This is a genomic window from Methylophaga sp. F7 (genome assembly GCF_056863975.1).
Genome location: NZ_CM166511.1, coordinates 1,118,281 through 1,131,374, shown reverse-complemented (window position 1 = coordinate 1,131,374; position 13,094 = coordinate 1,118,281). Strand labels below are relative to the sequence as shown.

14 protein-coding genes and 1 pseudogene are annotated in these 13,094 nt (G+C 46.0%); all 15 read right to left on the bottom strand.

From position 1 onward, the window contains the following. Positions 1-6: 6 nt before the first annotated feature. Positions 7-1,182, bottom strand: coding sequence for a bifunctional 3,4-dihydroxy-2-butanone-4-phosphate synthase/GTP cyclohydrolase II (gene ribBA / locus AC08OG_RS05785; protein ID WP_482930287.1), 1,176 nt, complete (start codon positions 1,180-1,182; stop codon positions 7-9). Then, positions 1,179-1,981: pseudogene (folE2, locus tag AC08OG_RS05780) on the bottom strand (GTP cyclohydrolase FolE2). Before folE2 ends, ribBA begins: the two are co-directional and overlap by 4 nt. Positions 1,982-2,276: 295 nt before the next feature. Next, complete coding sequence (locus tag AC08OG_RS05775) at positions 2,277-3,740, bottom strand: APC family permease (protein ID WP_482930286.1); 1,464 nt, start codon at positions 3,738-3,740, stop codon at positions 2,277-2,279. A 243-nt stretch (positions 3,741-3,983) separates the two neighbouring features. Next, on the bottom strand, positions 3,984-4,268 hold the full coding sequence (locus tag AC08OG_RS05770; protein ID WP_482930285.1) for a hypothetical protein: 285 nt from the start codon (positions 4,266-4,268) through the stop codon (positions 3,984-3,986). Continuing rightward, a complete protein-coding gene (locus AC08OG_RS05765; protein ID WP_482930284.1) occupies positions 4,265-4,930 on the bottom strand; it encodes a hypothetical protein in 666 nt (221 codons plus the stop codon). Before AC08OG_RS05765 ends, AC08OG_RS05770 begins: the two co-directional genes overlap by 4 nt. 122 nt (positions 4,931-5,052) lie before the next feature. After that, a complete protein-coding gene (locus AC08OG_RS05760; RefSeq protein WP_482930283.1) occupies positions 5,053-5,481 on the bottom strand; it encodes a universal stress protein in 429 nt (142 codons plus the stop codon). A gap of 14 nt (positions 5,482-5,495) precedes the next feature. Next, on the bottom strand, positions 5,496-6,890 hold the full coding sequence (locus AC08OG_RS05755; RefSeq protein WP_318989032.1) for an APC family permease: 1,395 nt from the start codon (positions 6,888-6,890) through the stop codon (positions 5,496-5,498). Beyond that, positions 6,887-7,066 (bottom strand): hypothetical protein, encoded by a 180-nt coding sequence (locus AC08OG_RS05750; protein WP_482930282.1) that lies wholly within the window; start codon positions 7,064-7,066, stop codon positions 6,887-6,889. The genes AC08OG_RS05755 and AC08OG_RS05750 overlap by 4 nt, the downstream gene beginning before the upstream one ends. After that, positions 7,063-7,479, bottom strand: coding sequence for a hypothetical protein (locus AC08OG_RS05745; protein ID WP_482930281.1), 417 nt, complete (start codon positions 7,477-7,479; stop codon positions 7,063-7,065). The genes AC08OG_RS05750 and AC08OG_RS05745 overlap by 4 nt, the downstream gene beginning before the upstream one ends. Next, complete coding sequence (locus tag AC08OG_RS05740; RefSeq protein WP_292355658.1) at positions 7,476-7,745, bottom strand: hypothetical protein; 270 nt, start codon at positions 7,743-7,745, stop codon at positions 7,476-7,478. Before AC08OG_RS05740 ends, AC08OG_RS05745 begins: the two co-directional genes overlap by 4 nt. A 239-nt stretch (positions 7,746-7,984) precedes the next feature. Then, positions 7,985-9,316 (bottom strand): FMN-binding glutamate synthase family protein, encoded by a 1,332-nt coding sequence (locus AC08OG_RS05735; RefSeq protein WP_482930280.1) that lies wholly within the window; start codon positions 9,314-9,316, stop codon positions 7,985-7,987. A 24-nt stretch (positions 9,317-9,340) separates the two neighbouring features. Then, entirely contained in the window at positions 9,341-10,024 is a 684-nt protein-coding gene (locus AC08OG_RS05730) for a protein glxC (protein WP_482930279.1), read from the bottom strand. Between the two features lie 24 nt (positions 10,025-10,048). After that, on the bottom strand, positions 10,049-10,951 hold the full coding sequence (locus AC08OG_RS05725) for a class II glutamine amidotransferase (RefSeq protein ID WP_482930278.1): 903 nt from the start codon (positions 10,949-10,951) through the stop codon (positions 10,049-10,051). Between the two features lie 35 nt (positions 10,952-10,986). Continuing rightward, the gene (gene glnT / locus AC08OG_RS05720; protein ID WP_482930277.1) at positions 10,987-12,321 is read right to left on the bottom strand and encodes a type III glutamate--ammonia ligase; all 1,335 of its coding nucleotides are present in this window, start codon (positions 12,319-12,321) and stop codon (positions 10,987-10,989) included. Positions 12,322-12,422: 101 nt separating this feature from the next. Beyond that, complete coding sequence (locus tag AC08OG_RS05715) at positions 12,423-13,088, bottom strand: sarcosine oxidase subunit gamma (protein ID WP_482930276.1); 666 nt, start codon at positions 13,086-13,088, stop codon at positions 12,423-12,425. Positions 13,089-13,094 lie beyond the last annotated feature (6 nt).

Here is a 13,094-nt window from a genome sequence, read left to right as displayed (position 1 = left end):
ATTTCCCTACAACGCCTGTATCAGTTCTGCAAGAGCAGCATCCATTCCCTTTTCCGACTTTTCAGGTAATACATAGTCTTCTACTACCAGACCAAAACCCGTCATATTGTGAATTTTGCGTGGACGTGTCATCAGCCGCATCCGGCTAATTCCCAAATCAAGCAGGATCTGTGCACCGATCCCATAATCTTTCAACTCGATACTGGCGACCGGCAAAGAATCCGGACTGCTGATTTGCCTCAGAATGTCCTGTTCAGACTCATCACGCCGTAACAAGACAATAACACCGGCCCCCTCGCTGGCGATTTTCTGCATCGCAGCATGAATGCTCCAGCTATGGGAGTGTTGATTAGCATCGAGTAATTCAATGACTGATAGCGGTTCATGAACCCTGACTAAGGTGCTGGCAGCTTTTGTCGGGTCCCCATACACCATGACCAGATGGGTTTTATCAGTCGTAATATCGCGATAACCGATCAACTCAAACTCACCAAACATCGTATTGATAAGACGACTGCTTTTGCGTTCAATCAATGTTTCTGTCTGATGCCGATAGGCAATCAGATCAGCGATGGTGCCAATCTTTAAGCCATGCTCATGGGCAAATCCCTGTAGATCCGGTAATCTCGCCATGCTGCCGTCTTCATTCATGATCTCGCAGATCACTGCAGCCGGGGTTCTATCAGCCATTGCTGCAATATCGCAACCTGCTTCAGTATGCCCTGCCCGAGCCAATACACCACCAGGTTGCGCCATTAACGGAAAAATATGCCCCGGCCGCACAATATCGGTTGGAGTGGCATTTTCTGCCACTGCAGCCTGAACAGTTCGGGCACGGTCTGCAGCAGAAATGCCGGTAGTAACCCCTTCTGCAGCTTCAATGGATACCGTAAAGTTGGTGCTTAACTGAGCCCGATTGTGTTTAACCATCAAGGGCAGCTCCAACTGACGGCAACGTGCTTCGGTCAGCGTCAGACAAATCAGTCCACGCGCATAACGGGCCATGAAGTTGATATGCTCTGCAGTGACGGCATCTGCGGCGATAACGATATCACCTTCATTCTCCCGATCTTCATCATCAATCAGAATCACCATTCTGCCCTGACGAATCTCGTCAATGATTTCCTCAACCGGTGAAATCACCGATTGTTCAGCAATGGGGAATCCTAATGGAGAGTTCATAGCGATCCCCTGCTTTTCTGCAACATGGCATAAGCCGAATGGTTATGAATAGATTCAAAGTTTTCACATTCAATGGTGTAATCGACAATGGCTTCACAGCTATTTAGCGATGCAGCCACATCACGTACCAGATCTTCGACAAATTTTGGATTATCGTAGGCATATTCGGTGACATACTTTTCATCAGGGCGTTTGAGCAAGCCGTAAAGCTCACTGGAAGCCTGTTTTTCGATCCTCTCAATCAGGGATTTCAGACTGATAATCTGTCCCAATTCAGCTGTCACAGTAATCATTGAACGCTGATTATGAGCACCATATTCGGAGATTTTTTTCGAGCAGGGACATAGACTGGTTACTGGAATCGCTACTTTAAGTTTAAGACTGAGCGTTTCCTGCATATTGGCAATCAGCGTGACATCATAATCCATCATACTGCTGACGCCGGAAACCGGTGCCTGCTTACGGATAAAAAAGGAAACTGCATTTCCAAGTGACCGCTGTCTGCTTCAAGCTGAGCCAGCATGGTTTCCATGAAATCGCCGATAGTGTCCGTTGACATCACCAGATCAGGCGTTTCCAGCAGCTCAATGAAGCGTGACATATGTGTGCCTTTTACATCGTGCGGTAACTTCACATACATATTGAAGTCAGCCACCACCTGTATCGGCGCTTGATCGGCATCACTCTGAAAAAATATGGGATAACGCAGAGATTTTATACCAACTCTATCGATGATTAGGCAGCGTTTATCTGGCGTATTCTGAACATCTTCCAGTTGAATATGCAGGGGTAGGTTCATCGATCTATCCTTCTGTTTTTGGATTGCTGGTTAATCACCTGCTGTATTCCTCAAAAAAGGGTGGATCAGCCTTTGATAACAAAAAACTGCTAATTTTGTTGTCTGGCATGATCCACCCAACGCCTCAACGAGAGAACGGATCGAGGAAACTAAATGAAGCTGAATGTAAGCTTTAACTCAGCTACGGTTACATTATTACGTCGCGCAATGGGCCTAACAATTCCAAAGAAGGATTACTCCCAAGTAATTAGAAAATCACCCTTTCGATAGAACTGCAGAGCCCCTACTTTTCTGATTAATCTCCCGCTGCAGCGTTTAAAGCGACTGCAGGCTGCAAGCGTGCTTCATATTGCGTGTAAAGCCAGATAGGCAGGTACATTCCCAGAACAATAAAACCAACCCAGGTAGAAAACCAACCCACTTCAAGACTGTTCAGATACACCACACCGATCAGACAAAGCGGAATATTGAACAGACCGAATAACAGTGCAACATTCTTCCAGCCTTTTGGCGCTTGGAATGGTCTGTCCAGATTGGCAAAGTTAGGATTATTTTTGGCTTTGACATAAGCAAACAGGCTAATACCATTTGCACAGGTATAACCGATAGCTGAAGCAGCTAAAATGGCTGCGGGTGTGCCCATCGATATTAATAGCAGGTTAAACAAGCCGATAGCCACCATCGCTACAGCAGGTGTACCTCGTGAATTCAATTTGCCAAAGACTCTCGGTAAATTTCCTTCAGTCGCCATTGAGTGCATCGCTCTGGCAGAACCAAGATAGGCTGTTTGAATAATCAGAATCATTGCAGCAATCAGCATAATAATAGCAATCATTGCACCCGCCTTACCAAAGGCAGCTTCAGCAACCGGAATCATCGGTGACAGGGATTCAGCAAGAACGCCTTCAACCCCTAAAACGCCGATAACAGCCGCCTGGACCAGTACAAAGGAAAATAAACAGATTGCCCCGCAGACAAACAATGCTTTGGGAACATCCGTGCCTGGTTTTTTATACTCAGGGCCATAAATCGCTGCGGTTTCCCAGGCACAGGCACTCCATTGGGCAATGGCAAACAAACCGAACAAAATCAATATATGGTGCATATCCCAGGACCAGTCTGCAGGCAGCCAGCTGTTGGTGATATTGCTGATTTCCACCGCCCCGGTTGCAAAAGGCGTGACGGTCATGACCACCAGAGGTATCAAAGAAATGGCTGCCAAGATGTAACCTAAAATCGCACTGTCTTTAAGACCAAAGCAGTTGATGATTAGCAGTACACTAAAAATCACACCCCCTGATAATAAAGAGAGTTGATACTCGGTAAACATTGTTCCCAGCACCGGAAATAGTCCATGCAGATAACTGCCGACAAGGATGGCAAAGATAGCCAGTACTGGATTCCATGCAAACCAGTAACTCCAGGCACTAAATCCACCGATAAGCTTTCCTTTGTCATAATTTCCATCATAATTCTGGGTTTTGAAGACATTTTGGGCAAAACCGGGTAACCCCGAGGCTTTAGGAAAGGTAGTGGCGAGTTCAGCATAGGCAAGATTTTGCATAAAGCCCTGCAGTACAGATAAACCCCATATAAGGATTGCTGCTGATGCTACCCAGAGGGGAAAGTAACCCAATGAAGGTAAAATCAGCAACGGCACGCCGGACGCAATAGCCAGCCCCTGTTTCCAGTCTATGGAACGTTCAAGGTCATTGGAATGCTCTCCACTTCCAGTCATGGAGGCACTTGTCGTGCTCATGTTATTTTCTCTCATAAGAATAATCTCCAGCTTATTAAGCGTGTAATTTCTTGTAGTTATTATTTTGATAAGTAAGTAAAAAAAATAGTTAACATGTTGAATACAGGTTCATTTCAAACCTGGTTTGAACTTAGCCTAATAATGAGGGATTGATAATTCCCCTCAATAAGTACTCCTTTAGGTGTATCTGTCAGCCTTTATGCAAGGCAAAATATTGAGAAAAAATGTCCTGCTCCACCGCAACTATTTCTGCTTTGCCATCGTCCAGTGCAGCCGTGCCCACATATACGCATCCATGATGGATATGGCATAAATAAAAACCCCACCGGCAAACTTGCCAACCAGCGAAACATCCGGCGCAGCCAGATTGAAAGTAATGACGCCCAGAACCATCATAAAAAACACCATCATCAGACCTCGTATAGGTGCATGATTCAGTACCTGACCTACCCCGGGCAATAAAATAGCGACGAGGAGTACAAGGTAGGGATGAATGGGTCGGAATGGTTTTCGCAAAGTCTCACTCATGCGTTTTTGCCTCCAATTAAGTTCTGTTGTAAGCGCTGTAACTGACGCGTCAATGCTGCTATCTGATCAGAATCGATGGGTTCGTCATCAAATTGCACCGATCGCAAAAGTAAATAATTACCCCTGTCAGCCTGACGAATCAGATATGTCAGTCGAACAGCATCAGGTGTTATAAGAAGTTCTTTGACTTTTTGATCGGCAAATATCGTCCTGACATCAGCATCAATTGCCTGCAGTTCTGGCGCCACATCCCGACTCATATAACGGGCATGCTCCGGCCAGCCAGACAATGGCTTGACCGGTTGAGACCATTGCCATGAAGGACTGTAAAACTCGGTATTCTGTGGTCGTACCAGAATATCGAGACTACCGTTGATGGCAGGAGTGTTAGGCAATTTGATATGCAACCACATCACCGGAATCTTGCGGGCAGTCAGGTTATCCACCTCAACCCGTAAACTCAGCGGCGTCTGATTAAAAACGCCTTTTACTGAGGCATAACCGGCAGCATTAAAGTGAGTTTCACTAACCGTCATGACCTTCGCGAAACCATTAAGCAAATTCGCACGCGATTGAATCACCTGTCGATGATGTTGTTTATATAGCCACCACAGGGAAAAACTAAACACAATGACCAGCATAAAAACACCGAGCTCAGACATAATGTCCTCCCTCCCTCAGTACAAAAAATAATTGACTGAACATTGAGAAATCCTCTGAAAAACAGTAAAAAATCGTAAAAAAGACCCCGCAGTCAGCTTTTCACTCACTGCGGGGTCAACGATTAACGCACCACCGTTACCGGACAATGCGCCTTACTGATAACCTGCTCGGCAATTGAACCAAGCAGTACCTTGGAGACACCGGTACGGCCCACAGACCCTGTTATCACATGGTCATAATGATTTACATCAGCAAAATGGATAATTGCTGCTGCCACATTATGTCCCTGTACCGTGGTACAGGACACCGATCCCAGCCCTCGCTGTTGGGCCTTGTCAAAAGCCTGCTGTAACTCCCTCTGTATCTGCTCATCAGCTGCTCTGAGCATAGTGGAGTCCCAGAAGTAGGTTTTGGAAACATCTTCTCCTGTCGGCCTGATCACATGAATAAATGTCAGTTCAGCCTTCGCCAGAAGTGCCAGTTCAACGGCAAACTCAACGGCTTTTTCAGCACTGTGAGAACCATCTGTTGCACATAGTATTTTTTTCATTTCCGCCTCCTCCTTTAATAACCTTTCGGCCGTGGCCAAGGCATGGTGAACTGGTCACCGCGTTTCACAAACTGATAACGACGTTTTACAAACCAAAATGAAGCAACAATGTAGAACGCCATAATTGACAGCAATGAAGCGCCGTAACCGAGGAAAGTGGCGAAATAAACCACCGAACAGAGTGCTAGCAGTGTAAATGCCGGAATAGGATGAAACGGATGAATGTAGCCACGCTTAATCACATCCAAAGGCCACATTTTTCTGAATCGCATCATATTGAAGGACATAAAGGTATAGCCCAGCAAACCAGACAGAATGGAGAAAGTAATGACCTGATCCAGCAGTCCGGTAAATGCAAATGAAACGGCTATTGGGATCAGGAATATTATGGCCCGGAATGGGGTTCGGTAATGAGGATGAATGGCTCCGAACCAGGTTGGCATATAACGGTCACGTCCCATTGAAAACCAGGCTCTTGCCGCATCATTGATACACCCGTTAGCAGAAGCAATCGCCGCAAACATGGTGCCGATAAATAACACTATCTGCAGTGATGGATTACCGATAATGGATGCCGCATCATACAAAGGTGTAGTTGCCTGCCCAAGATATTGCCATGGCATCAGACCTGTGGAGACATACCAGGTCAAAGTCGCAGCCACCAGCAGGGTTAGAATTCCACCAATAGTACCTAGTGGAATAGCCCTTCCAGCACTACGTACCTCCTCTGCAGCCTGACAGGTTCCTTCAATCCCAAGGTAATACCACATACCAAACTGCAATGCAGCAACCACTCCAATCCAGCCATAGGGCAGCTCCGTTAATAAATCACTATGCTTGAGAATATTGCCCGGATTCAGTGGATCACTCCCGATAAACAAAGCAATAATGGCCAGAAAAGCAAACAGCGTAATAACAAAATTTACCGTCAAGGTCATAAACACCCCGCGGTAATTCAGCCAGGCCAGAAAAGCGATGGTCAACACCACAAACGGCTGCGGATTCAGATCGGCATAGCCGGTTGCCGAGGCCACCGCTGCCATCAAATCCCCGACAATCAGGGCATCTGCGGCTTCCAGCATGGTATAGGCCATCACCAGGTACAAACCGACATTAAAGGCCATAAGTGGACCAATAATATGTTTTGCCTGAGTATATTGCCCGCCTGCAGCTGCCACCGTTGATGTCACTTCGGAATCGATCATCGCCACACAGCTATACAGCAAGCCGATTACCCAACAGGCAATCAACGCACCATAGGCACCGCCTTTGGCAACTGAAAAGTTCCAGCCCATAAACTCACCGACCAGTACGATGCCAACGCCAAGTGCCCAGACATGAAATGGATTCAACACTTTCAGCATTGAAATACGTTTTTGATCTCCACCAGTAGAAGTAGATTGACTCATTTGTCTTCTCCCTCGTGTTTTATTTGCTCCAATAATTCATCAGAGCCCTCACGAGAACTGATCAGTAGCTCCTCATCAAACTGACGAGAGACACTTACAGCATCGACTACAATCCATAGCAGCAGCCCGGCAGAAATGATCCAGGCGGCATAGCTCAATAAATCCCAATAAATCATCTCGCATCCCCCTGTTGATTATTTGCCTGGTTACCTGGAGCACCGAATTTTTCCTCAATCACCTCGCGGTATTGCTTGTCTGAAACTCGGAGAACAAAAAAGAAGTAACCGATGATGACTAACGCCGTGATAATGAGCATTAACGGATCGATGGTGTAATCAAATCGGTCGTTAATAATCTCAGCAGCAGCTAACTCATCAAAGCCGAGCTTTTGCCACTGTTCCTGTTCCACGGGGGAGACATCAAGGGATTCCCAAGTGATAACCTGGGCAGAAGTTGTTTCACCGACTGATTTGGTATCAGATTCGAGAAACAAAGGGATATAAAGACTTACGTAAACTAAAAATAGAATAAATAAACTGTCAAATAGTTGACCGCGTTTATGCTGAGTTTTGGGGATATAGTTAGTCATAGCCTTTCCTCATTAGTAGACTCTTGCATTAATTTTTTCGCTTCTCGATTTTCATCAAGATGCTTAATGTCTAATTCGTAAATGAAGTTCTTATCTTCAGCGTAGTGTTTGGTCATTGCTGCCACTGACGCCGTATTGAAAATCACTAACAATGCACTGGAAATTATCAACACCACTCGGATGAAGGGATCTTCCACAATGCTCAAGATACTAATGAGGACAAAGCCTATTGCCAGCCAGAGTAAAACGATATCCGACCAGGCCATAACACAGTCCCTTTTGTACATACTTTCTATACGTTTTTTTAAATTATTATTCATAGTTATTTCTCTCTCTTATTTAAAGATAGTTAATGACTACACTTGTCCCTCCTCTGTGAAATGAAAAAAAAGGGCTGATGCCATCATGAATAAACTGACTTAAATTGACGGGGTAAGGATCTTTTTAAGTAGGTTTAATCAAAACAGCATCAGCCCTTGTCTCGATTACTCTTAGTAATGCGTTATCAGAACTGCTGTTGGCCTGGTATCCAGTTAGTACCAGCGAGTGGTACCCTGGCCATTGCAGCGGATTCCACTGTTAAGGCCACCAAATCTTCAGGTTCAAGATTACGCATATCATTTTTGCCACAGGCACGTGCCAGTGTCTGTGCTTCCAGTGTCAGCACACGAAGATAGTTAGCCAGACGGCGTCCACCTTCTACAGGATCCAGCCGTTTGCTGAGTTCCGGATCCTGGGTTGAAATACCCGCCGGATCACGACCTTCATGATAATCATCATAAAAGCCGGCTGCTGAACCAATGGCTTTGAAGTCTTCATCATATTTAGGATCATTACATCCCAAAGCGATCAAGGCTGCAGTACCAATGGCAACGGCGTCCGCACCCAATGCCATACACTTGGCTACGTCGGCACCGTTACGAATACCACCGGAAACAATCAGTTGTACTTTACGATGCATGCCCATTTCCTGCAGCGCCTGAACGGCCTGTGGAATAGCAGCCATAGTCGGAATACCAACATGTTCGATAAAGACTTCCTGAGTTGCCGCCGTACCGCCCTGCATACCATCAACAACGATGACATCAGCACCGGCTTTAACCGCCAGCTTCACATCATAGTAAGTCCGCGTGGCACCGACTTTGATATAGATAGGCACCTGCCAGTCAGTAATTTCACGCAATTCAAGGATCTTGATTGCCAGATCATCAGGTCCAGTCCAGTCTGGATGACGGCAGGCACTGCGTTGGTCAACGCCCATCGGCAAGGTACGCATTTTGGCGACCCGCTCAGTAATTTTCTGGCCCAATAACATGCCACCACCACCAGGTTTGGCACCTTGTCCCAAGACCACTTCGATGGCATCTGCCTTACGCAGATCATCCGGGTTCATACCATAGCGTGATGGCAGGTATTGATAGACAAGTTTGGTAGACTGACCACGTTCTTCAGGCGTCATACCACCGTCACCGGTAGTGGTTGAAGTGCCTACTGCAGACGCACCACGGCCCAGAGCCTCTTTTGCATTGGCCGATAAGGCACCAAAACTCATACCGGCAATCGTTACGGGTGTTTCAATAACGATGGGTTTTTTGGCAAAACGGGTTCCCAATGTGACCTGGGTATTACATTTTTCACGATAGCCTTCCAGCGGGTAACGCGACATACTCGCGCCCAGAAATAACAAATCATCAAAATGTGGCAACTTACGCTTGGCACCCCAGCCACGGATATCATAGATCCCGGTATCCGCAGCCCGACGGATTTCGGACATGGTCGACCGATCAAAAGTCGCTGACTCACGGAGTTCAGTAATATATTTTGTTTTTTCACTCATAATAAATTCCTCGTAAAATCAGCATTAATACGCCGAAGCGTTATCGACTTTGAAGTTGTATAGTTGACGTGCAGAACCATAACGTTTGAAAGCATGAGGATCCTCATCCACGCCAGCACGCTTGAGTAAATGACTCAGTTCCTGGATGTGTTCATCACGCATTTCTTTGGCAATACAATCCGCACCCAATGATTTCACTTCGCCTTTGACGTAAATGTGAACTTCATACAGTGAATCACCCAACGCATCACCGGCATCACCACACACCACGAGGGTACCGGCCTGTCCCATAAAGCAGCTCATATGGCCGACATTACCGGTCACAACAATGTCCGAACCTTTCATGGAAATGCCACAGCGTGAACCAGCGTCACCTTCTATAACCAACAGCCCACCGATAGATGTAGCACCTGCAGAAGATGAAGCATTACCTTTCACGCGGACACTGCCAGACATCATGTTCTCTGCCACGCCTTGACCAGCACTACCGTGAATAACAATATCGGCTTCTTTATTCATGCCCCCACAGTAATAACCGGCATGTCCCTTGATATCGACTCTGAGTTTCTGATCAAGACCTACGGCCAGATTGTGCTGTCCTTTTGGATTAAGCACTTCCCATTCTGTTTCAGTGCATGCAGCCGCCTGGTCATGTAAGGCCTGATTTAAATCACGCACTGTTTGTTTTGATAAATCAATAGTTTTCATTGTGTTCCCCTTAAGCACTTCTGGTCAGTTACTGCCACGTTCCCAGGCATAGATAGTTGACGGTTCAGGTTCCCAAACCTTGGCATTTTCGATTCCTGGCAAAGTGGTTAATGCCTGATATTCAGAGGCCATTGCCACATAATCATCGGTTTCTGCAATAACAGCCGGTTTGCAGGCGATTGGATCACGAACGACTGCAAAACCATCTTTGGTGCCGATAGTAAATGTGTAAAAACCATCTAACTCTTTTAAAGCGTGTTCCAGGGCTTGATGCAAAGAATCACCCTGCTGCAAACGATAGGTCAGAAAACCCGCCGCTACTTCAGTGTCATTCTCGGTATCAAAATGAATACCATTCCGTTTCAATTCCTGACGCATACGGTTGTGATTCGACAGAGAACCGTTATGTACCAGACACAGATCCATGCCGGTAGAGAATGGATGGCTACCCGCCATAGTCACCGCAGATTCAGTCGCCATACGGGTATGGCCAATGATGTGAGTGCCTTGCATTTTGTCCAGGTTGAACATATTCACGATACGTTCTGGCAGGCCAACTTCTTTAAGGATCTCAATCGAAGTACCAGCACTCATGATCAACACATCAGGATGATTTTCATGCAGATAGTTTTCGACAAAGTCAGCATCTGTTTTAACTTTGAAAATGGCTACCTTGCTGTTTTTAAACCAATCAACCTTGGTAACCAGTGCTTCTTCAATATCTTTTGCCAACTTTTCCCAGTCATAATTTTCATCTTCATGACGCAGGGTAAATTTGATACCGGTATCGACGGCATCGCCATAGATGGCAAAGCCGGCACTATCAGGTCCACGTTCTGTCATCGCAATCATCATCGGGGAAAACAATTCACCCAAGCGACTTTGATACTTATCATTTTTTAAATAAAGACCAACAATTCCACACATTAGATTTCTCCTAAAAATTCCGACTAGTCGGCTGCTTAATAAAATTCAGCGTAACGATCAATTTCCCAGTCAGAGACGTGCCGCATGTATTCCACCCATTCCATGTGTTTCAGTTCCAAAAACTCATTTGCCAGACCTTCGCCTAAAGCGCCTTTTACAACACTGTCTTTTTCAAGTGCCAGCAGTGCTTCATGCAGGTTCTGAGGTAAGATATTGATACCTTTTTCTCTCAGCTCCATCGGGCTGAGGTCATAAAGGTTGGTGTTATGACCCTCGCCGGGATCGAGCTCTCTTTCAACACCATCAAGACCTGCAGCGATAATCGCCGCAGTGGTCAGGTAAGGGTTGCACGAACCATCCGGCAGACGCATTTCAATACGTCCGTATGGAATGCGAACCATGGTGGAACGATTGTTATCGCCATAAGTGATGTATGCAGGTGCCCAGGTAGCTCCAGATAAAGAGCGACCCACCACCAGACGTTTGTATGAATTAACGGTTGGTGCTGCCAAAGCGCACAATGCCGGAGCATGTGCCAGCAGACCGGCCATAAAGTGATAAGCCAGTTTACTCAGACCATGCCCTGCCGGATCACTGTCATCATGGAACAGGCATTTTTCACCATCACCGATCGAAATATGCAAATGCATACCATTGCCGGGACGGTTACTGAATGGTTTCGGCATATATGTACAGATCATGCCCAGTTCATTGGCAATCTCACTGGCCGCCATTTTGAACATAATGAAATCATCTGCACTTTTGAGACAGTCTGCATAGGTATAGTTAATCTCGAACTGGCCGTTAGCGTCTTCGTGGTCAATTTGATAAACATCCAGACCGACTTCAATCAGCGATTCCGTTAGTTTTTCCAGGAAGACACTCTGACGAGTAATACCTTTATAGTCGTAGCAAGGTTTTTGTAATGTATCGCTATCTTCAAACGGATGAATATGACCATACTCATCTTTTTTGAGTAGCGAGAATTCGGGTTCAAGACCGGTAAACATGGTCCAGCCCTTTTCTTCAAGCCGCTTGATCTGGTTTTTCAAAACAACACGAGAATCGAAGTTATAGGGTTCGCCGTTTACATGTCCGTTGCAGATAATTCTTGCATAACCAGGTTGCCATGGGATAAGTGACAACGTCGACAAATCGCCCATCGCCATATAATCAGGACCGTTTGGCTGAATGCCCATGCCACAGATAGCACCACCCGCAAAACCGGCACCGGTTTTAATAATGTCTTTAAGATGTGCAGAAGGAACCGATTTAACCTTGGCCACACCATGAATATCGACAAACTGTGCTAAAACATATTTGACGTTGTTGTCTTTAATAAATTGTTCTGCCTGTTCTAAAGTTTTCATCACTTTTGCTCCTGGTTATCGGTGATAGGCTCACTTAGGTTTATTTCTGGCTCAAATTTCATCGCCTGACCTATGGATTAATTTATTCAGCGCCGGATGGCTTAATTACTATTGAAAAACTGGTTGATACCAACCGGTCCGCCGCCTAGCTCTTTAATAATATTCAACAGGGTCTCCCACAAATAAACGCCAAAAGTGCCATCACACCAGAGACGCAATAGAGATTGACCTGCCACTTCCTGTCTGAGAACAACCACAGAGACACCTGCTATTGAGGTCATCGCCAGTTGATTGTCTGCCAACGTTGGCCCACTCAGATTAATTGCACATACCTGGGCCAGTAGCTCTTCAAGCAACTCACCACTTAAAATAAAAGACGCATCATTACGCAGAACGACATGAACACCGTCGCCACTTTGCAACTGTTCAGTTAATTCTTTGCACTGCTGTACGCCAATCGGGTCTTCCAGCAGAAATTCACTATTACCAAGACGCATGACCAGCGTTGCATCATGACGACTCCAACTGTTTGCTGAACCGGGTAGTTCAATCCCTTTTGCTTTTAAAGAATCAGCTGCTGCAGGTCCTTTGATAGCGAAACGTGTCAGGCAACTGACATCGCAAATGGCCAGTGTTGCAGCATGACGACTTTCCACATCCGGATCGGAATAGCGATTGACAATCGCCATGCCATTGATAAACCCCATTTCCGGTTTCAGAGGCGTCTGGGCAAACGCAACTGGACTTTGTAATACAACATTTTGCATATGCTG